This is a genomic window from Pseudomonas sp. JZ114, from assembly GCF_051027705.1.
GTDB lineage: Bacteria > Pseudomonadota > Gammaproteobacteria > Pseudomonadales > Pseudomonadaceae > Chryseomonas > Chryseomonas luteola.
On sequence record NZ_CP069256.1, the window covers coordinates 2550378 to 2571034 of the forward strand.

The 20657-nt window shown below is 54.4% G+C and carries 19 protein-coding genes; 11 read left to right on the top strand and 8 right to left on the bottom strand.

Translation table 11 applies throughout. The features are described 5' to 3' along the window. The first annotated feature begins 169 nt into the window (after window positions 1-169). Together JQR90_RS11880 and JQR90_RS11885 are read left to right on the top strand one after the other, a co-directional pair. Window positions 170-1828: a nitrite/sulfite reductase gene (locus JQR90_RS11880; protein ID WP_010794850.1), complete on the top strand. Its 1659-nt coding sequence runs from the start codon at window positions 170-172 to the stop codon at window positions 1826-1828. Then, the gene (locus JQR90_RS11885; RefSeq protein ID WP_010794851.1) at window positions 1812-2312 is read left to right on the top strand and encodes a DUF934 domain-containing protein; all 501 of its coding nucleotides are present in this window, start codon (window positions 1812-1814) and stop codon (window positions 2310-2312) included. Before JQR90_RS11880 ends, JQR90_RS11885 begins: the two co-directional genes overlap by 17 nt. 45 nt (window positions 2313-2357) lie before the next feature. Here the strand turns inward: JQR90_RS11885 and JQR90_RS11890 are convergent, their stop codons facing one another. Both JQR90_RS11890 and sohB read right to left on the bottom strand, forming a co-directional pair. Next, complete coding sequence (locus JQR90_RS11890; protein ID WP_010794852.1) at window positions 2358-3350, bottom strand: YhdH/YhfP family quinone oxidoreductase; 993 nt, start codon at window positions 3348-3350, stop codon at window positions 2358-2360. A gap of 38 nt (window positions 3351-3388) precedes the next feature. Further along, window positions 3389-4414, bottom strand: a complete 1026-nt coding sequence (gene sohB, locus JQR90_RS11895) for a protease SohB (protein ID WP_010794853.1) — start codon at window positions 4412-4414, stop codon at window positions 3389-3391. Between the two features lie 243 nt (window positions 4415-4657). Here sohB and JQR90_RS11900 point away from each other — a divergent pair, with 243 nt between their 5' ends. The 3 genes from JQR90_RS11900 (at window position 4658) to JQR90_RS11910 (ending at window position 6646) form a co-directional block, all read left to right on the top strand. After that, on the top strand, window positions 4658-4969 hold the full coding sequence (locus JQR90_RS11900) for an SCP2 sterol-binding domain-containing protein (RefSeq protein ID WP_010794854.1): 312 nt from the start codon (window positions 4658-4660) through the stop codon (window positions 4967-4969). 50 nt (window positions 4970-5019) lie between these two features. Continuing rightward, window positions 5020-5784, top strand: coding sequence for an SDR family oxidoreductase (locus JQR90_RS11905; protein ID WP_010794855.1), 765 nt, complete (start codon window positions 5020-5022; stop codon window positions 5782-5784). A gap of 82 nt (window positions 5785-5866) precedes the next feature. Next, window positions 5867-6646: a TSUP family transporter gene (locus tag JQR90_RS11910; protein ID WP_010794856.1), complete on the top strand. Its 780-nt coding sequence runs from the start codon at window positions 5867-5869 to the stop codon at window positions 6644-6646. On the opposite strand, the gene nudC is transcribed toward JQR90_RS11910, so the two are convergent. The 6 genes from nudC to JQR90_RS11940 form a co-directional block, all read right to left on the bottom strand. After that, window positions 6614-7444, bottom strand: coding sequence for an NAD(+) diphosphatase (nudC, locus tag JQR90_RS11915; protein WP_010794857.1), 831 nt, complete (start codon window positions 7442-7444; stop codon window positions 6614-6616). The two genes, JQR90_RS11910 and nudC, sit on opposite strands and share 33 nt — an antisense overlap. Next, the gene (locus JQR90_RS11920) at window positions 7441-9129 is read right to left on the bottom strand and encodes a hypothetical protein (RefSeq protein WP_010794858.1); all 1689 of its coding nucleotides are present in this window, start codon (window positions 9127-9129) and stop codon (window positions 7441-7443) included. The genes nudC and JQR90_RS11920 overlap by 4 nt, the downstream gene beginning before the upstream one ends. Window positions 9130-9165: 36 nt before the next feature. After that, window positions 9166-9978, bottom strand: coding sequence for a crotonase/enoyl-CoA hydratase family protein (locus tag JQR90_RS11925; RefSeq protein ID WP_010794859.1), 813 nt, complete (start codon window positions 9976-9978; stop codon window positions 9166-9168). Window positions 9979-10258: 280 nt separating this feature from the next. After that, window positions 10259-11002, bottom strand: coding sequence for a DNA polymerase III subunit epsilon (dnaQ, locus tag JQR90_RS11930; protein ID WP_010794860.1), 744 nt, complete (start codon window positions 11000-11002; stop codon window positions 10259-10261). A gap of 13 nt (window positions 11003-11015) precedes the next feature. After that, window positions 11016-11468 carry a ribonuclease HI gene (rnhA, locus tag JQR90_RS11935; protein WP_010794861.1) on the bottom strand — a complete coding sequence of 151 codons (453 nt, stop codon included), beginning with the start codon at window positions 11466-11468 and terminating at the stop codon, window positions 11016-11018. Then, window positions 11461-12228: a methyltransferase domain-containing protein gene (locus JQR90_RS11940; protein WP_010794862.1), complete on the bottom strand. Its 768-nt coding sequence runs from the start codon at window positions 12226-12228 to the stop codon at window positions 11461-11463. The genes rnhA and JQR90_RS11940 overlap by 8 nt, the downstream gene beginning before the upstream one ends. Window positions 12229-12498: 270 nt before the next feature. On the opposite strand from JQR90_RS11940, the gene gloB reads away from it, so the two are divergent. The 6 genes from gloB (at window position 12499) to JQR90_RS11970 (ending at window position 20649) form a co-directional block, all read left to right on the top strand. Continuing rightward, window positions 12499-13275 carry a hydroxyacylglutathione hydrolase gene (gene gloB, locus JQR90_RS11945; protein ID WP_010794863.1) on the top strand — a complete coding sequence of 259 codons (777 nt, stop codon included), beginning with the start codon at window positions 12499-12501 and terminating at the stop codon, window positions 13273-13275. Between the two features lie 74 nt (window positions 13276-13349). After that, entirely contained in the window at window positions 13350-14933 is a 1584-nt protein-coding gene (locus JQR90_RS11950; RefSeq protein ID WP_010794864.1) for a LysM peptidoglycan-binding domain-containing protein, read from the top strand. A gap of 155 nt (window positions 14934-15088) precedes the next feature. Then, window positions 15089-16918 carry an extracellular solute-binding protein gene (locus JQR90_RS11955; protein WP_073449306.1) on the top strand — a complete coding sequence of 610 codons (1830 nt, stop codon included), beginning with the start codon at window positions 15089-15091 and terminating at the stop codon, window positions 16916-16918. Beyond that, the gene (locus tag JQR90_RS11960) at window positions 16918-18000 is read left to right on the top strand and encodes a microcin C ABC transporter permease YejB (protein ID WP_010794866.1); all 1083 of its coding nucleotides are present in this window, start codon (window positions 16918-16920) and stop codon (window positions 17998-18000) included. The genes JQR90_RS11955 and JQR90_RS11960 overlap by 1 nt, the downstream gene beginning before the upstream one ends. Continuing rightward, a complete protein-coding gene (locus JQR90_RS11965) occupies window positions 18000-19022 on the top strand; it encodes an ABC transporter permease (protein ID WP_010794867.1) in 1023 nt (340 codons plus the stop codon). Before JQR90_RS11960 ends, JQR90_RS11965 begins: the two co-directional genes overlap by 1 nt. Further along, the gene (locus JQR90_RS11970; RefSeq protein ID WP_010794868.1) at window positions 19000-20649 is read left to right on the top strand and encodes an ABC transporter ATP-binding protein; all 1650 of its coding nucleotides are present in this window, start codon (window positions 19000-19002) and stop codon (window positions 20647-20649) included. The genes JQR90_RS11965 and JQR90_RS11970 overlap by 23 nt, the downstream gene beginning before the upstream one ends. The last annotated feature ends 8 nt before the right edge of the window (window positions 20650-20657 follow it).

A 20657-nucleotide genomic window follows, 5' to 3' on the forward strand; every position in this document is an offset into this window, starting at 1 on the left:
AGGGCAAGCGCTGCCTTGCCATACCTGCTTGAATCACCTCTTATCGCCCAAATCGATTTTTATATAAAAAAACATCACTTTTAAGCATATACGGGTGCTGTTATCGTGGGCATATCTGATAAGAACGCGCAGTCGTGCGCGCACAGCCTTAGCCTGAGCAGGATTTTTAATGTACGTATACGACGAATACGACCAGAGGATCGTCGAGGAACGCGTCAAGCAGTTCCGCGATCAGACCCGCCGTTATCTGGCTGGTGAGCTTTCAGGCGAAGAGTATCGCCCACTCCGCCTGCAGAACGGCCTGTATATCCAGCGCTACGCCCCTATGCTGCGTATCGCAGTACCGTATGGCCTGCTCAACACCAAGCAAGTACGCAAACTGGCGCAGATCGCCCGCGACTACGACAAAGGGTATGCCCATGTCAGTACGCGCCAGAACTTTCAGTTCAACTGGCCTGAGCTTGAAGAGATTCCAGATATTCTGGCCGAGCTGGCTACGGTGCAGATGCATGCCATCCAGACCAGTGGCAACTGTATTCGTAACACAACAACCGACCAGTTCGCCGGTGTAGCGGCGGACGAGCTAGTCGACCCACGTCCCTGGTGTGAGATCATCCGCCAGTGGTCGACCTTCCATCCCGAATTCGCCCACCTGCCACGCAAGTTCAAGATTGCCGTGAACGGCGCCAAGATGGACCGTGCCGCCATCGAGGTTCATGACATTGGTCTTGAGGCAGTCAAGAACGAAGCGGGCGAGCTTGGCTTCCGCGTGTTGGTAGGTGGCGGACAAGGCCGTACGCCTTACGTAGGTGCGTTCATCAAGGACTTCCTGCCCTGGCAGCATCTACTGACCTATCTGGAAGCGATCCTGCGCGTCTATAACCGTTATGGTCGTCGGGATAACAAGTTCAAGGCACGCATCAAGATCCTGGTGAAGGCGCTGGGTGAAGAAGCTTTTGCCGAGAAGGTCGAAGCGGAATGGGCGCATCTTAAAGACGGCCCTAGCACCCTGATCGAAGCAGAAGTCGAGCGCGTGTCCAAGTTCTTTGTTGATCCGGCTTATGAAGCGCTCGAAAACCAAAGCGAGGCCTTGGCAAAGCTGGACGCCGAGAATCCGGGCTTTGCCCGCTGGAGAAGCCGCAACACCTTCCCGCACAAGAAGCCGGGTTACGTAGCGGTAACGCTATCCCTCAAGCCCACCGGCACAGCGCCTGGCGATGTCACTGACAAGCAGCTCGACACCGCTGCCGATCTGGCGGACCGCTATAGCTTTGGCGAGCTTCGTACGTCCCACACGCAAAACATCATCCTGGCAGATGTCCGTCAGGATCAGTTGTTCACGCTGTGGAACGAACTGCGCGAGAATGGTTTTGCGACACCAAATGTGGGCCTTCTAACGGATATGATCTGCTGCCCAGGCGGCGATTTCTGTTCGCTGGCGAATGCCAAGTCCATTCCGGTGGCCGAGTCGATCCAGCGCCGCTTCGATGATCTGGACTATCTGTTCGACATCGGTGATATCGACCTGAACATCTCCGGCTGCATGAACGCCTGCGGGCATCACCATGTAGGCCATATCGGTATTCTGGGCGTAGACAAGAAAGGCGAAGAGTTCTACCAGGTGTCGCTCGGCGGCTATGCCGGTCGTGACGCCAGCCTGGCAAAGATCCTGGGCCCCTCCTTTGCTCAGGACGAAATGCCGGATGTGATCGAGAAGATCATCAATGTCTACGTCGATCAGCGCACCGAAGATGAGCGTTTTATCGATACCTACCGCCGTATTGGCATCGACCCCTTCAAGGAGCGCGTCTATGCAAAGAATCATTAAGGGACGCGAGGTCGTTACCGATAACTGGCACCTGTTGCCAAAGGAAACCACCTTCGAGGAAATTCCCAACAGCGATAACGTCATCATTCCCGCTGCGCTCTGGCTTGAGCATGGTCATGCCTTGACGACACGCGACGGCGGGCTGGGCGTTTGGCTGGATAGCGATGAAGAGCCGGAAAGCATTGCTGATTCCCTGGAGCATTTTCAGGTAATCGCCATTAATTTTCCGGCCTTTACTGACGGTCGTGGCTTCAGCTACGCGCGTCTGCTGCGGGAGCGTTTTGGTTACAAGGGAGAGCTTCGCGCCATTGGCGATGTGCTCCAGGACCAGCTCTTTTTCATGCAGCGTTGTGGCTTTGATGCCTATGTGATCCGTGCAGATCGTGATCCAGAAGCAGCCCTGGCAGGCCTGGACGATTTCACGGTTGCCTACCAGAGCGGTGTAGATCAGCCCCAACCGCTTTTCCGGCGACGCTTGGCCTGATGAAAAAAGCCCCGTATTAGCGGGGCTTTTTTATAGGCTATGTATTCATTGAAGATTGACGAGTGCCCGTCCGATCATTTTACCTGCCAACATCTGATTGATAGTGCCTGGCAGATCATCAAGCGGTACTTCTCGTGTGATTTCATCCAGCCCCTCCAGCCTCCACTCTGCCGAAAGCTTTTCCCACATGGCTGCTTTTACAGATAGGGGCAACTCTACCGAGTCTACCCCCAGTAGATTGACACCACGCAGAATGAACGGAAAGACCGATGCCTTGAAACCACTGCCAGCCGTCAGGCCGCAGCTGGCAACGCTTGCGCCATAGCTCAGGGACTTCACGATATTGAACAGGATGTCACCGCCCACGGTGTCTACCGCGCCGGCCCATTGCTCTTTTAAAAGCGGCTTTTCAATACCATCTAATACCGTGGCACGATCCAGGATCTGTTGTGCGCCAAGGTGATGGAGAAACTCGGCCTGCTCCAGCTTGCCTGTGGAAGCCGCTACTCGATAGCCCAGCTTGCTCAACAACTTGATGGCAAGGCTTCCAACACCACCACAAGCACCCGTTACCAGAACAGTACCCGCTTCCGGTACCAGGCCTGCATGCTCAAGCTTGTCGATACACAACCCAGCCGTCAGGCCTGCTGTACCCAGCGTCATGGCCTCACGTAGCGACAAAGCCTCAGGCCGCTTGATCACCCAGGCAGCAGGAACACGAATGTATTGCCCGAAGCCTCCCGGCGTATCCATGCCAAGGTCATACCCCGTCACGATGACCTCGTCGCCTTCTTTAAACTCATCCGACTGAGATTCGACCACGATACCGGCCGCATCGATACCAGGGGTATGAGGATAACGCCGTGTAACACCGCGATTACCAATCGCCGACAGGGCATCCTTGTAATTGAGCGAGGAATAACAGACCTTGATCAGCACCTCGCCAGCGGGCAGTTCATCGATACGGCGCTGGATGAGCTCTTGCTGGAATGCCCCATGAGGGCCTTCCGTAATCCAGAGCGCCTTGAAAGTATCCATCTACCTTCTCCTAATCGTGATGCCTGAAAACCTGGGCATTACTGCCAAGGGCGATGCTGAGTGAATCTACCCCACCATGTCGTAACCAGTCGGTCGACAGTGGCGCTGGCAAACAGACCTACGCGCTCAGGCAATGTCTTTCTTTCAATAAAGCGAACCTGGAAAATCTCTGCCACTTTGGCTCGCTCGCATAGGTACTCGTCACTGGTCTTAAGTTCATCAACCAGACGTTTACCCAATGCCGACTCACCGAGCCATACCTCTCCTGTGGCCACCTCATCCATGATCAGTTGCGGGCGATACCGATTCACGAAGTTCTTGAAGAGCTCATGGGTTTTCTCCAGGTCTTCCTGGAATTTCTCGCGCCCTTTTTCCGTATTTTCACCGAATACCGTCAAGGTGCGCTTGTATTCGCCAGCCGTAAGAACCTCATAATCGACATCGTGCTTTTTCAGCAGCTTGTGAACGTTGGGTAGCTGGGCAACAACACCGATCGAGCCCAGAATGGCGAATGGCGCACTCAGGATGCGGTCACCGATACAGGCCATCATGTATCCGCCACTGGCAGCAACTTTGTCGACACAGATCGTCAACGGAACACCTGCCTGACGGATGCGTGCCAGTTGCGAGGCTGCCAGCCCATAGCCATGCACCATGCCTCCACCGCTCTCCAGACGAACAACCACTTCATCCTTGGAAGTTGCCATCGTTAATACGGCCGTCACCTCATGGCGCAGTTGCTCAGTGGCAGACGCCTTGATGTCGCCATCGAAATTCAGCACATAGACGTGGCTCTTGGCAGCCCCTTTCTTGCGATTGGCCTTTTCTGCTTTCGCCTCCTCCTTGCGCATCGTCTTGAAGCGTTCCTTGTCAAGGACGCTCTGCTGCAAGCGGAGCCTTAGCGATTTGTAGAAATCATTCAGTTTCTGGACTTCAAGGTGTCCTCCCGTGGCACGCTTGCCTTTACTGCGTAGGGCAGCGATAAAAATCAGCACCGCCATGATGGCAATGACAACCGTAACGGTCTTAATTAGAAAACTGGCGTAATCCGCAAAAAAATCCACATGCTCTCCTTACTGTCGACAAGCCTTCCGCTCATCCACGACTCTTGATCCACTAAGCATACTCATGGCTACGCTTGCCAGCCAGCGGGACACCCAGGCAACTATAGCGTATTCAAACAACCGTATGATTTTCCATTGACAGCGAACACTAGCCACCCTACTCTCGATTCATTGCCGCTGATGAGCGGCTGGGCTAACCGCGGACGCGTCCGCATTCATGTACGACCCCTAAGGATTCTGCATATGAGCAGTGCTGACATCATCGAAAACCTGAAAAGCAAGTTCAATCCTGATGCGGCCGCCGGCCTGGATCTCACTTATCAGTTTGACATCGAAGATGGTGAGAATTATCACCTGGTTGTGAAAGATCAGACTTGCGACGTCAAGGCAGGCAATGCTGACGAGCCGGATTGCACGCTCATCATGAATACCGACACGCTCAAAGGCATCGTTTCTGGCGAAACGGATGGCATGCAGGCCTTCATGGCTGGCAAGGTTCGCGCCGAAGGCAACATGATGCTGGCCATGAAGCTCAGCGAATTGTTCCCTAACTAAGCACGTGAAAGCCGGAGCATGCTCCGGCTTTTTTATAGCGGAGAAATGACATGAGCGCAGCGTTCGATCTTACCGGCAAGACAGCATTTGTCTCTGGCGCAAGCCGCGGCATAGGTGCTGCTATCGCCCATTTGCTCGCTGCGCAGGGTGCTCATGTCATCGTATCCAGCCGCAAGGCCGACGGCTGCCAATCGGTTGCAGACGCGATTAACCAAGCTGGCGGTCAGGCAACCGTCATACCCTGCCATATCGGGGACCTTGATCAAATCAGGCAGACGTTTATCCACATCGGTGAGCGCTTTGGCTCTTTAGATATCCTGGTTAACAATGCCGCTATCAATCCGCAGTTCGGGCATATTCTCGACACGGACGCCGAGGCATTTCAAAAGACGGTTGATGTCAATATCCGCGGATATCTGTTCATGTCCATCGAGGCGGGCAAATTGATGCGCCAAGCCGGCACGGGCGGAAGCATTATTAACATAGCCTCGGTCAACGGCGTTTCGCCGGGCCTCATGCAGGGTGTTTACTCCATCACAAAGGCGGCGGTTATCAACCTCACCAAAGTCTTTGCCAAGGAATGCGCCAGTTTTGGCATCCGCTGCAACGCCTTGCTTCCCGGCCTTACCGATACACGCTTTGCATCGGCACTGGTCAATAACCCCTCCATCCTCAATCTGGCGCTTCAGCAGATTCCGCTCAAGCGTGTCGCACAACCGGACGAGATGGCTGGCGCAGTGCTATACCTTGCCAGTGATGCGTCAAGCTATACCACCGGTACGATCTTAAACGTCGACGGTGGCCTCTTGGCATAACCGCCTGGGCTTTCTAACCCCTCCATTATTAGGCACTATACGGCCCGCCCCGCCGGGATAGCGGTCTTGTCGAGCTGTAGTTATGCCTTATGATTTTGCGCTTGAACCCATCACACTTATTATCCTCGCGGCCGTTGCCTTTCTTGCAGGCTTCATCGATGCCATTGCTGGCGGAGGCGGCCTGCTAACGGTTCCCGCCCTGCTCCTTGCTGGCGTGCCTCCTCACTTGGTACTGGGTACGAACAAGCTGAGTTCGACCTTTGGCAGCGCAACGGCAGCCTATACGTTCTATCGCAAGAAACTGTTTACGCCTCTCAAATGGAAAAATGCCCTGAGCGCTACCGCACTGGGCGCAGCCGTCGGTGCAATCGGCGCACATTATCTTCCTGCACATTGGCTGGACCGGCTACTTCCGCTCGCCGTATTCGGATGCGGTATCTACCTGCTGTTTGGTCGGTTGCCTGAAGCTCCGCTGGATGCTGATGCTCAGATCCCTCGGAAGCGGCAATGGCCACAAGGGCTGGGACTGGGGTTTTACGATGGTTTGATCGGACCAGGCACGGGCGCTTTCTGGACGATCAGCACACTCATTCTCTACCGGATCGATCTCGTCAGGGCCAGCGGCGTAGCGCGCACGATGAATTTTGTCAGCAATGGCGTAGCCCTGGCGGTGTTTATCTGCCTTGGCCAAGTAGTCTGGATGCTTGGACTGACCATGGGTATTTCGCTGATGTTTGGCGCCTACCTGGGCGCCCATACCGCCATAGCCGGAGGCGCAAAATTCATACGCCCCCTGTTTATTCTAGTCGTACTGGCACTGACGGCGCGTTTAGTCTGGCAACACTGGTTCGGGCATGCCTAGCCTGCGAGCGATATAAAGCTCTATGAGGAAACGGGCAATGGACTGTTTGGCTGGCAGCTGGGGCAGATTATCCAGCTTGAACCATTGGGCATCTTCAATTTCCTCCGGCTGGCAAACAATATCTCCGCCAGCATACTCGGCATGGAAGCCCAGCATTAATGAGTGAGGAAAGGGCCAGCTCTGACTTCCCAGGTAGTGCAGGTTCTTGACGTCGACGGCTACCTCTTCCTTGACCTCACGCGCCACGCACGCCTCGATGGTCTCACCTGGCTCTACAAACCCCGCCAAGGTACTGTAAACGCCCGGTGCAAAACGCGGAGAACGCGCCAGCAAGACTTCGTCACCCCGAGTGATCAGCACAATGATGCTGGGCGACAGGCGCGGATACTGGGTCAGCCCGCAGGCAGGACAGTTAAGCCCGCGCTGTCCTTTGATGATCGCAGTCGGCGTAGCGCAGCGGCCACAGTAACGATGGTCATTGGCCCAGGTGCCAATCTGTGCGGCATAACCCAACATCTTGAAGACGGCATGCTCGGCCTTGAGCATCAACGGGCGAAGAGGCTGCCACTCATGACCCTCAAGCTCGGGAGCAGACACGACTTCATACAGGGCAACAGCCTGGCCATCGAAATAGCCCAAGCCGTAGATACCGGATGTTGTCAGCTCTTTTAAAAACGGAGAACTCTGAGAAAACAGAACATTGTCTTCTCGGGTCAGAAAACCCATCGGACTATGGACAATGATCAAACTATCAACACTGCCTGACAGGTCCAGGCAACCCGGCTCCCAATGACTCATGCTGCGGCAACAGGCCTCCACCCTAGGGCACTTACACTCTCTGTAGCCAGCTCGAGGATATCGGGCTGCCCAGAACGGGACGCCATTGCACCGCTTTCAAGGAAGAACTCGATGCTGCTCAATGCATCCGCCAGTACTTCGAGTAGCGAAGCAGTCGGCATGTTCAAATTATTCACCATATGCGCCTGAATATACTGGGCGCAGATACCAGTCAGCTCCGCCGCACGGGCATGCTCCAGAAACAACAGAGCACCTCTCACGTTATGCAGCGTTGCAGGGACATTGGCCAGGTGTATGGCTTCACCCCTGGCGTCCAGATACGCCGAAATGGATTGCTTGGCATTGGAAAGCCCTGTCTTGGCTTCAGCCAGCAGCAGCATCTGGGCCTCGTTCAACAGGTGGTTGCCAAACGACTCGCCCTCCTGCCCTGGCGACGCGGGTACTGGGCAGGTTTCCTTGTCGGTTTCGTGCTCAAAACAGGAAACCAAGCTTTCCACATAAAGGATGGCATCGGCGAGATTGTCGAGCTGCACCTGTTCCACCGCTCCGGCTTTGGCCCACTGATTCAGCACGGGCAAATGTGCTTGCAGGGCTTGACCCGCGGAAGGCTGTCCTACCATGATCAATGTCTTCGCCAGAATACCCAGCTGGATATAGAGTCGGGCATACGCATCAGGCTCAGCCACACGCCGTTCTACAAGATCCAGCAGTTCCTTAACGGTTGCCAACTCTTCATGAATCGCTTGCGAAAGCGATTGCATAACCGCCTGGCTTGGTCCTGTCAGCCTGCGATATTCTCTGTCGAGCATCGCGTCGGTATAAGGCAGCGTATCGATGGAGAACGCTTCTCGCAGCTCTTCAGCGCGGGCACCCGAGCTTTCCGACAAGGCGATAAGGTACAGGAGATCCTTTAGGATACTACGAGGCGGTTCGTACTCCGGTACCATCAACAGCTGACGGAGCTCACGGTCAAGACGCGAAAACAGCTGCTTCCGGGTCCGGTGAAGTAGCAGGTCGCCCTCTCGAAAAGCTTCAATGGCAGCCGCACCGACCCAACACAGCCTTGCTCCCGCTTGATCACATAAAAGATGGTCGAGGCGCGTCAGTGCACGCTCCATCAAGTTGAGGCTCGCCTTGGGGTTCTGCTCCTTAAGCAGGCCCAGCAAGCCAATCTGATACATTTGCCGCATGCGACGCGCCAGACCGCGCTGCTCGCTGAGAGACAAGTCATCAGTACGTGAGACAGGGTTACGCGGCAGATCCAGCCGGACCGTGAAGAAATAGCATTCAGGTAACGCGGGTTGCCCCGTCACGCGACGCAACTCGTTAATAGCAGGCAGTAACAGCTCCGGCATTTCTTCATAACGGCTGCGGAACTGCTCAAGGTAACGACGCAACACATGCAGGGCGTGACAGAGCGCCATCAAATGGTCGTCACGTTCTGCGCCAGCACCTGCCGGAATGTCAGTCACCAGCTCAAATGTTTCGTGGGCGAGCAGCTCGGCTCCAGCCAGCTCAATAAGGGACAGGGCACCGCGAATCTGATGAATGCATTCGACGGCACGCTGGAGCAGACTACTGCAGTGCCGCTCCATAATGAAACGCTCTAAATTCTGTTCAGCCTGATCGATGGTCGCGAACAATTCGTCGCGCACCAGACTCAGTGCTCTCGCTCCGGTAACCATACCGTCAAACGCCTCCTGCGCTACATCCGCTTGCCATCAGTCCGGGAACTCCGGAGTTTGCCTGCTCATTTGCGCCGCCAATGCGATACGCAAATCGGTTGATTGCAGCATTGCCGCATTCCATGTGGCGATGTAATCCAACCCCTCATCTACCCGATGATCACGCATATAACCAATCATCGTCTTAGTACCGCGTATAGCCAGCGGTGATTTGGCAGCGATGGTATGCGCCAATGAAAATACGTCTTCCATCATCTGCTCAGCCGTTGCATAGATACGGTTGAGCAGCCCCATGGAATACGCTTCCTCACCACTGAAAGATCGCCCTGTGTAAGCCAGCTCTCGCAGCATGCCTTCACCGATCAGATGAGGCAGGCGTTGCAATGAGCCCAGGTCAGCCACCATGCCTAGATCAATTTCCTTCAAGGCAAATTGAGCTCCGGCTGTGGCATAACGCATGTCGCATGCGGCTATCAGGTCAACAGCGCCACCCAGGCAATATCCCTGGATAGCAGCCAGAACCGGCTTGCGACACTGATCGACTGCGTTGAAAGACGATTGAAGTTCAAGAATCTTGGAGCGTAATAACTCCGAATTGCGGCCTACGTCACGTCCAAGCTGACCGGCGGTCTCGCCAAGTAACGAAAGGTCTATACCGGAAGAAAAATGAGGACCTGCGCCTGACAGCACAACGGCCCGTACTGAACGTTCCTGATCGGCCCAATGAAAGAGACTGCGTATCTCCTGCCAGAACTCGGCGTTCATGGCATTGATCTTTTCGGGTCGATTGATAATCACATGAGCGACCTTATCGACACGCTCAAGACGGAACGCGCTGAATTCTTCCATCTGCTCCTCTTCCAAGCTGGAACGATTCTCGAAAACGGGGTAGCGGACAATCAAAAGCCGCCTTGCCTTGATAGCGATATGCCGCTACTCATACTGCGACTTTAGTCACATCATAAAGCAATACGGTTCAGTTGATAATTCGAAATATTTGCACTGATGTGCCAAACAGGCGTTTACGAGCGTCTGCGTGACATTTTGACAGGAACTGTTCAGCTGGAAAGGCATAGCGATAGGGAAACAACCTTGGCAGTTCACCTAAACCGCCAAGGTGTAAAAGAGGTTAATGCTGGGTGGCTTGCTCTTCCATCTGAGCCCATAACGCTGGGGCGCCTGCAGACTTCTCAATGGCAGCCAGACGCGCAGCATGATCAGCCAACTCAGCCTCACTTGCCGTGATGACTCGTGTCCTGGCACGGCCCACTGGCAGACGGCGAATCGGGCTGATACCGCTGTCATTTCCATCACCTTCCTGCCCCTGCCCAGCAAGAGAGAGGGAGGTTTGCCCGCCGGTCATGGCCAGATAAACATCGGCCAGGATCTCAGAGTCCAACAAGGCGCCGTGCAGCTCGCGGTTCGAGTTATCCACTCCATAACGCTTGCATAGCGCATCCAGGCTATTACGCTGACCTGGATGACGCCCACGCGCCATCATGAGGGTATCGAGTACCGTGCAATGATCTGTAATCTCTGCCCACTCAGGTCGATCACCTAGCAGACGAAACTCGTTATTGATAAAGCCGATGTCGAACGCGGCGTTATGAATGATCAGCTCAGCGCCCTTGATAAACTCAAAGAATTCTTCTGCAATGTCACGAAAGCGCGGCTTGTCCGCCAGGAACTCACTGGTGATGCCGTGAACGGCGATAGCACCTTCGTCAATCTCGCGATCAGGATTGAGGTAGACATGAAAATGCCGGCCCGTCAGTCGACGACCAATAACCTCAACACCACCAATCTCGATGATTCGGTGCCCGTCGGTAACGGGCATACCGGTTGTTTCCGTATCGAGTACTACGCTACGCATCTAAAGTCACCTATCACACTGTCCGCAGGGCACGGATTTCATCAACACCACGATTAGCCAGCTGGTCAGCCCGCTCGTTACCGTGATGCCCGGTATGTCCTCTTACCCACTCCCACTCGACTTCATGTCGAGCCACCTGGGCATCGAGGGCTTGCCACAAATCGGCATTCTTGACCGGCTGTTTGGCAGCGGTTTTCCAGCCGCGAGCCTTCCAGCCACGCAACCATTCTGTGATACCACGCATCACGTATTCGGAATCTGTCACGATTCGTACGTGACATGAACGCTTGAGCGCTTCAAGCGCGCGGATGGCGGCCATCAGCTCCATTCGATTGTTGGTCGTAACGGCCTCCCCGCCCCACAGTTCCCGCTCGTTGCCCTTGTAGACCAGCAAGGCACCCCAACCGCCAGGGCCAGGATTTCCCTTGCAGGCACCGTCCGTGTAGATCTCTACGATGTCACTCATTCGTTCCGCTCGTTTCGCGACGGCTCACCTTGGCAACCGGCATGGGAATCAGCTTTCCACGGGGTTCACGGCGGGTCTGTGGCAAGGGACGAAGCCCGACCATCAGCTTGCGAGCCGACAATAAATAGAAGCCTGCACCTGGCGAGGGCTCGCCTTCCCGATTGCGCTCCAACCAAGACAAACGATTCTGCCAAACCGGCGAAGAAAGCGGCGGACGATAACACCCGAACCGACGTTTCTCCAACGCGAATCCCAGCAATGCCAACCAATCAGCTACACGGCTGGCACCAATACAACGGGCCTTGCGAAACGCATCGCGGGCAAAATAATGCCTGACTCCCCAGGTACTCCAAGGGTTGATACCAAGAATCAGCAGATGCCCACCGGGCCTTACGCTAAGGGCAGCCTCTCTCAACAAGCGATGGGGTGAAAGACAGAAATCCAGACCGTGCTGGAGCAACACCACATCTGCTGCATTTTCACCCAGCGGCCAGGCACCTTCTTCGCAGGCGATATCGACACCTGGCAACGGCGGCCCGAGACGCACACCATGACGTAACTGGTCTGCGCCTGGCGGGATCTTCAAGGAGGGGCCATAGTGGACTAAATAACCTCCAAAGTGGCGCTTCAGCTCCTCGGAAAGCAGGCGCTCCTCTTCCTCAATCATTAACTGGCCCAACGGACCATCAAGCCACTGGCGAGCCGAGCGCATCAGCGTCAACCAACGCTCATCAGCCTGGGCGAATGCGTCATTTACCATATGCTTTTCCTCCAGAGGTGCTATAGAGCACCTGGATTTAGAGACGCTTGAGCACCAAGGCGGCACCCTCGATACCAAACAGCAAGTGTCCCCGACGATGGACAGCAATCTACAGACTTTAACCAGTTCTACACATGAAGACTGTATCTTTTCATAATTGCTTGCAGACTTCCGACAAGCGATAAACGCACGACACTGTTTTAGTGCTCGCTTCTGAAACTCATAAACGCCTAATATGCAATTTTGCACATCTAACGGTAGTTACCGCACATGATTCAGATAGACGCCCTTCCCGCCTTTTCCGACAACTACATCTGGTTGTTGCAGGATCCGTCTTCCAAACGTTGTGCCGTGGTAGATCCAGGCGATGCTGCCCCTGTCCTTGAATGGCTGGAACGGCATCCCGGATGGACGCTTACAGACATTCTTCTCACTCATCACCATCACGATCACGTAGGCGGTGTGCAGGCGCTCAAAGGAGCGACAGCGGCCCACGTCTACGGTCCGGCACTGGAAGGCGTACCCTGTCTGGACACCGCACTTAATGAAGGCGACAGCCTTGAAGTTTTTGAGCGCCCCTTTCACGTCCTGCATGTTCCTGGACATACCTTGGGCCATATTGCCTATGTTCGTACCGGCGCTCAGCCTTTGCTGTTCTGCGGCGATACTCTATTTGCAGGCGGCTGCGGCCGATTGTTTGAAGGGACACCTGCACAAATGCATGACTCGTTGCGTAAGTTTGCTCAGCTTGCGCCCACGACCAAAGTGTACTGTGCACATGAATATACGCTGAACAACTTGCGTTTTGCTCATGCCGTAGAACCGACTAATAACGAGCTGACCAAACGATACAGGCAGGTAGAGGCCATGCGCGAGCGAGGCGAAATGACGCTCCCCTCTACCCTAGAGCTAGAGCTTGCTACGAACCCGTTCATGCGCTGTTCAACCCCTTCTGTCAAACGCGCTGCGGACGAAAGAAATGGCTTTCCAACCCGCTCGGAAGTAGAGGTTTTTACTACCTTACGCGCATGGAAAGATCATTTCTGAGGACTAGTCAATCTTGACCCTGCGGAGCGGCATTCCTAGAATCGCGCAAATTTTTCCGGGGATGCACTCAGCTAATGCCGCCACAGCCGCCACATAATGCCGACGTAGACGGACTGGCTCGCACCGCGAAACTTTCTGCTCTTTTCCTTGCTGTCTTCCTGGCGGGCTGTCAGGGAATGGCGCCTAAAGACCAGGAACGCTATCTCCCAGAAGACAGCCTGAGCAGCAATATCAATATGCATCGGGAGCCCGAGTGGATAAAGCTCGGCACCCAGAACAAGGCACCCAAGGATATCTGGGATCGCATGCGCAGTGGCTTTCAGCTGCAAAGCGAAATCGGCGTAAATCCCCGTATCGAGCAGCAGCGGCTCTGGTATGTCAGCAACCCGGCCAATATCGAAAAATCGGCTAACCGGGGCGGACTGTACCTGCACTATATTGTCGAAAGGCTTGAAGAGCGGAATATGCCCCTTGAGCTTGCCCTGCTTCCGATTGTAGAAAGCTCCTTCAACCCCTTTGCGCTTTCACGCAGCGAGGCGGCCGGGATCTGGCAATTCATTCCCACTACCGGGCGCTATTTCAACCTGCAACAGACTCGCTGGTACGATGGACGACTGGATATCACAGCGTCTACCAACGCAGCGCTCGATTATCTTTCCAAACTCCACGATATGTTCAATGGCGACTGGCTACTGGCACTGGCAGCCTATAACGCCGGCGAGGGTACTGTAGGTCGCGCCATTGAACGCAACCAAAAGCTTGGATTGCCTACTGACTACTGGAACCTGTCTTCGCTTCCACAGGAAACACAGGACTACGTACCCAAGCTGCTGGCCGTTTCCCAGCTGATCATGAACCCGGAATCATACGGCATCCAACTGGACTCGATTGCCAACGAGCCCTATTTCGAAGTCGTCAAGATCAAGCAGCATCTAGATCTTGCTAAAGTTGCCAAGCTGGCTGATCTCGATGAGGACGAACTATATCGCCTGAACCCGGCGTATACCCGTCGGGTTACCATGGACGGACCCAAACAGCTCTTGATTCCGGCAGAAAAAGCCGAGTTATTACTCGAAAACCTGGCGAACGAATCCTCTGAAGCGATCGTAAAATGGCAGGAATACACGGTGCGCCGTGGTGATAGCCTGGGCGCTATCGCCAATCGCTATAGCGTAAGCACTCAACAGATCCTGTCACTCAACAAGCTGAAGTCCAGCCGACTGGCTGCAGGCCAGAGACTGATGCTTCCTCGCGTATCAGGTAGTATTTCACCAGTCACTAGCCAGAAAGACGTTGCCGCCCTTGTTGAGGAGCCGGTGACTCGTACCTACCGGGTCAGAAGTGGCGATAATCTCTGGACCATCGCTCGCGACAACAAGGTCGAGCTGGGCGACCTGAAACGCTGGAACAATTTGGGCAAGCAGGGCCTTAGGGCAGGCCAGGTACTCAAGCTCTATGGCGCACCGGTGAAAGCAAGCAAGCTAGCCAACAGCAGCAAATCGCGCCAGAACGTGACGTACTATAGAGTCAAGCCCGGCGACTCCTTGTACATGATTGCTAAACATTTCAATGTACAACTGCAATCTATCCAGCAGTGGAATCCCAAGAGTGGAAAAAACCTCACGCCTGGCCAAACCTTGACTTTGTATCTCGATTGATGGGTCCTGGTGCGTCACAGGCACTCATATACGTCTCTTTTTCCTGCTGAAGCGAACTGGTACCGTTACTGCTCAACGCCTTACAGAAAGAGTTCTGCCTGGCCGTACAGCTTATGATCAAGCCAGCCTCTCCGACACATACAATGAGCGCTAAGATGGCCCTTCGTTTTTCTGCCTGGATTCATGGCGCTCTTTTCGCCGCCGCGCTAGGGCTGGTGTATGGTAACGCCCATGCTGCCCCTCAGCATGCAGTTACCTTGTATGATGAGGCCCCCAAGTATCCAGCAAACTTTAGTCATTTTGATTACACCAATCCAAATGCTCCTAAAGGCGGCAACCTACGCCTGTCCGGCTTCGGTAGTTTCGATACGCTCAATCCCTTCAACAACAAGGGAACGCCCCCTGCCCAGATCAGCCTGATTTATGAAACACTGACATTTCATGCTCAGGATGAGCCTTTCACCGAATACGGGTTGCTGGCCGAAAAGATCGAAAAAGCCTCTGACAACAGCTACGTTCGCTTTTACCTGCGTCCCCAGGCTCGATTCAATGATGGAACACCAGTCACGGCTGATGACGTAGTGTTCACCTTCAACGCTTTGGTCAATCAGGGCGATCCGCTCTACCGCAGCTATTACGCGGATGTAAAAGAAGTCAAAGCTGAGAGCCGGCTGGTGGTCCGTTTTGACTTCAAGACAACCCAAAATCGTGAGCTGCCTCTTATTCTGGGGCAGCTACCGGTTCTGCCTAAGGCATGGTGGGCCAGCCGGGACTTTGGGAAGTCTTCTCTGGAACCACCTCTTGGTAGCGGTCCTTACCGAATCGCCAGCCTGCAGGCCGGGCGCTCGCTTAGGCTTGAGCGTGTAAAAGACTGGTGGGGTAAGGATCTTGCCGTTAACAAGGGCTTCTACAACTTCGACACTATCACGGTTGACTACTACCGTGACCAGAACGTAGGACTGGAAGCGTTCAAGGCGAATCAGTTCGATATAAACCAGGAGATGTCCGCCAAGAATTGGGCAACCGCTTACGAAACGCCGGCTTTGAGAGAAGGACGCATCGTCAAGGCAGAAATACCTAATCATGAGCCTCAAGGCATGCAGGCTTTTATTTACAACCTGCGCCGTCCCATGTTTCAGGACAAGCGGGTACGCCAGGCTATTGCGCTCCTGTTCGACTTTGAATGGAGCAATCGTCAACTGTTCTACGGCGCCTATACACGCAACAATAGTTACTTCGAAAATTCCGAACTGGCTGCCAGGGGACTACCCGACCCAGAAGAGCTGAAGATTCTGGAACCTCTACGCGATCAACTGCCTCCACAAGTCTTTAGCCAATCGCTAGAGCCTTTCCGTACCGACGGAAGCGGAATTGTCCGACCGCAACAACGAGAGGCGTACCGGCTCTTGCTGGAAGCGGGCTATCACATCGAAAACGATCGCATGGTGGATACACAAGGAAATCCATTGCGCTTTGAGCTCATGTTGGCCCAACCCGCCTTTGAAAGAGTGCTGCTGCCCTACAAACGCAACCTCGCGGAAGTTGGTATCACCCTGGCTATTCGGCGGGTAGATGTATCCCAGTTCGTCAATCGTGTACGCTCCCGCGACTTCGATATGACAATTTTCAGCTGGCCACAGTCCAGCTCGCCCGGTAATGAACAGCGTGACTTCTGGCACTCAACCAGTGCAGATGACCCTGGAAGTCGTAATCTGCTCGGACTGAAGGACCCTGCCATCGATCGTCTCGTGGAGATGCTAATCGGCGCCGATACTCGTGCTTCACTAATTACCCATGCCAAAGCGCTAGATCGCGCCTTGCTTTGGGGGTATTACGTCGTTCCCAACTGGTATACCGACCGCTGGCGAGTTGCCTACTGGAACCGCTTCGGACGCCCCGCTAAGCAACCCGACTCCGATTTCGGCCTTATGACTTGGTGGCAAGTCAGCGATACGGCACGCAAAACGTCGCAGGTGAACCCCTGATGCTGTCCTACGCCCTGCGGCGATTGCTGCTGATTATTCCTACGCTGTTCGGCATTTTGCTCATCAACTTCATTATTATTCAGGCCTCTCCTGGCGGCCCTGTTGACCAGGCCATGGCTCGCCTGCAAGGTTTGGGCGCGGGTGGCGCAACAAGCCGCATTACGGGCAGCGGGAGCGAGTCGGCAGAGCATGGCAATACACATTATCGCGGTGCCCAGGGCCTGGATGAGGATCTGATCAAGCAGCTCGAAAAGCAATACGGCTTTGATAAACCTGCAACGCAGCGCTTCTGGCTGATGATAAAAAGCTATGCCCAACTGGATTTTGGCCAGAGCTTTTTCAGGGACGCCAAAGTAACTGACCTTATCCTGGAAAAGTTGCCGGTCTCAATTTCCCTTGGCCTGTGGAGCACACTGATTCTGTATCTGGTCAGCATTCCACTCGGCATTACCAAGGCTATCCGCCACGGCAGTACGTTCGATGTATGGACTAGCTCTGCCATCGTCATTGGCTATGCGATCCCGGCCTTTCTGTTCGGTATCCTGCTGATCGTACTGTTTGCGGGCGGCAGTTATCTGCAATGGTTTCCACTGCGCGGCCTGACGTCACCCAATTTCGAGGAACTGACGCTAGGTGGCAAGATCGTCGACTACTTCTGGCACCTGGCGCTCCCGGTAACCACCCTTGTGATCGGCGGCTTTGCAACGCTTACGTTATTGACCAAGAACAGCTTTCTGGACGAGATCAATAAGCAGTATGTCATCACCGCACGGGCCAAAGGTCTGACAGAGCGTCGAGTCCTTTATGGGCATGTTTTTCGAAACGCCATGCTTTTGGTCATATCAGGTGTCCCTGCGGCATTACTGGGCGTATTTTTCACCGGCTCATTATTGATTGAAGTGATCTTTTCCCTGGATGGCCTCGGGCTGCTTAGCTTCGAGTCAGTCATGAGCCGGGATTACCCAGTCGTATTCGGAACACTGTTTTTATTCACTCTGTTCGGGTTGGTGACCAAATTAATCAGCGACCTGACTTATATGCTGATCGATCCTCGCATTGACTTCGAAAGCCGAGACTACTGATGCCGCGTCTTTCCCCCCTCAATCAACGCCGCTGGAGTCGCTTTAAGGCTCATAAACGAGGCTGGTATTCGCTCTGGCTGTTTATCGTCCTGTTTGTTCTTTGTCTCTGCGCAGAGCTCATTGCCAATGACAAACCCTTGGTCATTCATGTCGATGATCAGTGGTATTTCCCTGCGTTGGTGCATTACAACGAAACCGACTTTGGCGGTGAGTTTCCTTTGGAGCCCAATTACAAAGGCCCCTACTTCGAAAAGCTGATGACTGAAAAAGCAGCCTCTATGGTATGGCCGCTCATTCCGTTCAGCTACGACAGCATCAATTACGACCTCAATATCCCAGCCCCCGCCCCACCCTCAGCACAAAATTGGCTGGGGACGGATGATCAGGCAAGAGACGTTCTGGCCCGTATCATCTATGGCTTTCGCATATCGGTCCTATTCGCCTTGATTCTAACCATCGGCAGCAGCCTGATTGGCGTGCTTGTAGGCGCGCTACAAGGTTATTTCGGCGGTTGGGTAGATCTTCTAGGGCAGCGCTTTCTGGAGATCTGGTCAGGTCTGCCCGTGCTGTTCCTACTGATCATCCTGTCCAGTTTTGTACAGCCTAACTTCTGGTGGCTGCTGGGCATCATGCTGCTGTTTTCATGGACGTCTCTGGTAGATGTTGTGCGCGCTGAATTCTTGCGTGGCCGTAACCTTGAATATGTACGTGCGGCACGCGCGCTCGGCATGAAAGATCCTGCGATCATGTTTCATCATATTTTGCCAAACGCCATGATCGCTACCATGACCTTTCTTCCCTTCCTGCTCACGGCAGCAATTGGAACCTTGACGTCCCTGGATTTTCTAGGGTTTGGGCTTCCGGCTGGTGCACCCTCCCTGGGCGAGCTGATCGCTCAGGGTAAAGAAAACCTGCAGGCGCCCTGGCTGGGCATCTCGGCCTTTGTGACATTGGCCTTGATGTTAAGCCTTCTAGTATTCATTGGCGAGGCGGCACGCGATGCATTCGACCCCCGAAAATAACGTGGCGTCTTCTGCCCAGCAGACCACCCGATTGCTTGAAGTGCGTGATCTGTGCGTCGAATTTCGCAACGGACAAGAGGTAGTTCGTGCAGTCGAGCAGGTATCGTTCGATATTTACCCTGGCGAGACCTTGGCTCTTGTCGGTGAAAGCGGCTCGGGCAAATCTGTAACAGCCCATTCGTTGCTGCGTTTATTACCAGCGTCCACCGCCCACTATCCTGCCGGCCGTATCCTGTACGGTGGCCAAGATCTGCTGAAGTTGCCTGAAAGGAAACTGTACGGAATACGCGGGAATCGCATCGCCATGATCTTTCAGGAGCCGATGACGTCCCTCAACCCACTGCATACGCTCGATAAGCAGCTAGGCGAAGTCCTGGCGCTGCATAAAGGCATGAAAGGCCCTCCCGCACGCAAGCGTATGATCGAACTTCTCGATCTGGTAGGCATTCCCGATCCAGCCAGCCGCCTTTCAGCTTACCCACATGAGCTTTCGGGCGGTCAGCGCCAGCGCGTCATGATTGCCATGGCGCTGGCATGCGAGCCGGATCTGCTCATTGCTGACGAGCCCACTACTGCACTGGATGTCACCGTTCAGCAAAAGGTTCTACACCTTTTGAAAGATCTGCAGAAGCGATTAGGCATGTCGATCCTGCTTATCAGCCATGACTTGAACCTGGTACGTCAGATTGCCGATCGGATATGTGTCATGCAACGTGGTCGCATCGTCGAACAGGAAACGTGCAAGACGCTGTTTCAACATCCACAGCATCCTTACACACAATTACTGCTGGCAGCGGAGCCGAGTGGCGATCCGATTCCCAGCCATCCTGCACCTGTAGAACTGGCTACTGAACATTTGAGCGTCTGGTTTCCGATTCGTAAAGGGCTGTTTCGTCGAACGGTTGATCACGTAAAAGCCGTTGACGACGTCTCACTAGCGGTTCCACGAGGTCAAACCTTGGGCATTGTGGGTGAGAGCGGCTCCGGTAAAACCACATTGGGCCTGGCCATTCTTCGTCTATTGGAAAGCCGCGGCCGCATACGCTTCGGCAATCAGGCGCTCGATCAGCTATCCTCTGCCCAAATTCGACCGTTGCGGCGACAGATGCAAGTGGTCTTTCAGGACCCTTACGGTAGTCTGAGTCCACGTATGTCCGTTAGCGACATCGTGGGAGAAGGACTGAGAATCCATCGCATAGGAACACCAGAAGAACAGGAGACAGCAATAATCGGGGCATTACGGGAGGTAGGACTCGATCCAGAGGTCCGCCATCGTTATCCTCACGAGTTTTCAGGTGGGCAACGGCAACGCATCGCCATTGCCCGGGCCCTGATAGTGAAACCTTCGTTGATCTTGCTGGATGAGCCTACCTCAGCGCTCGACAGGACAGTTCAGCGGCAGGTCGTGGACCTGCTTCGCGATCTGCAGGCCAAACACAATCTGACTTATCTGTTCATCAGCCATGACCTGGCTGTTGTAAGAGCGCTGAGTCACCAACTGCTGGTGATGAAAGCGGGCCAGGTTGTAGAACAAGGGAGTGCTGAAGATGTCTTTCAACGACCTCAGCACCCGTATACACGGCAGTTATTGGATGCGGCACTTGCATCGTCCGCCCCTGCCTATTAACCAAGAGG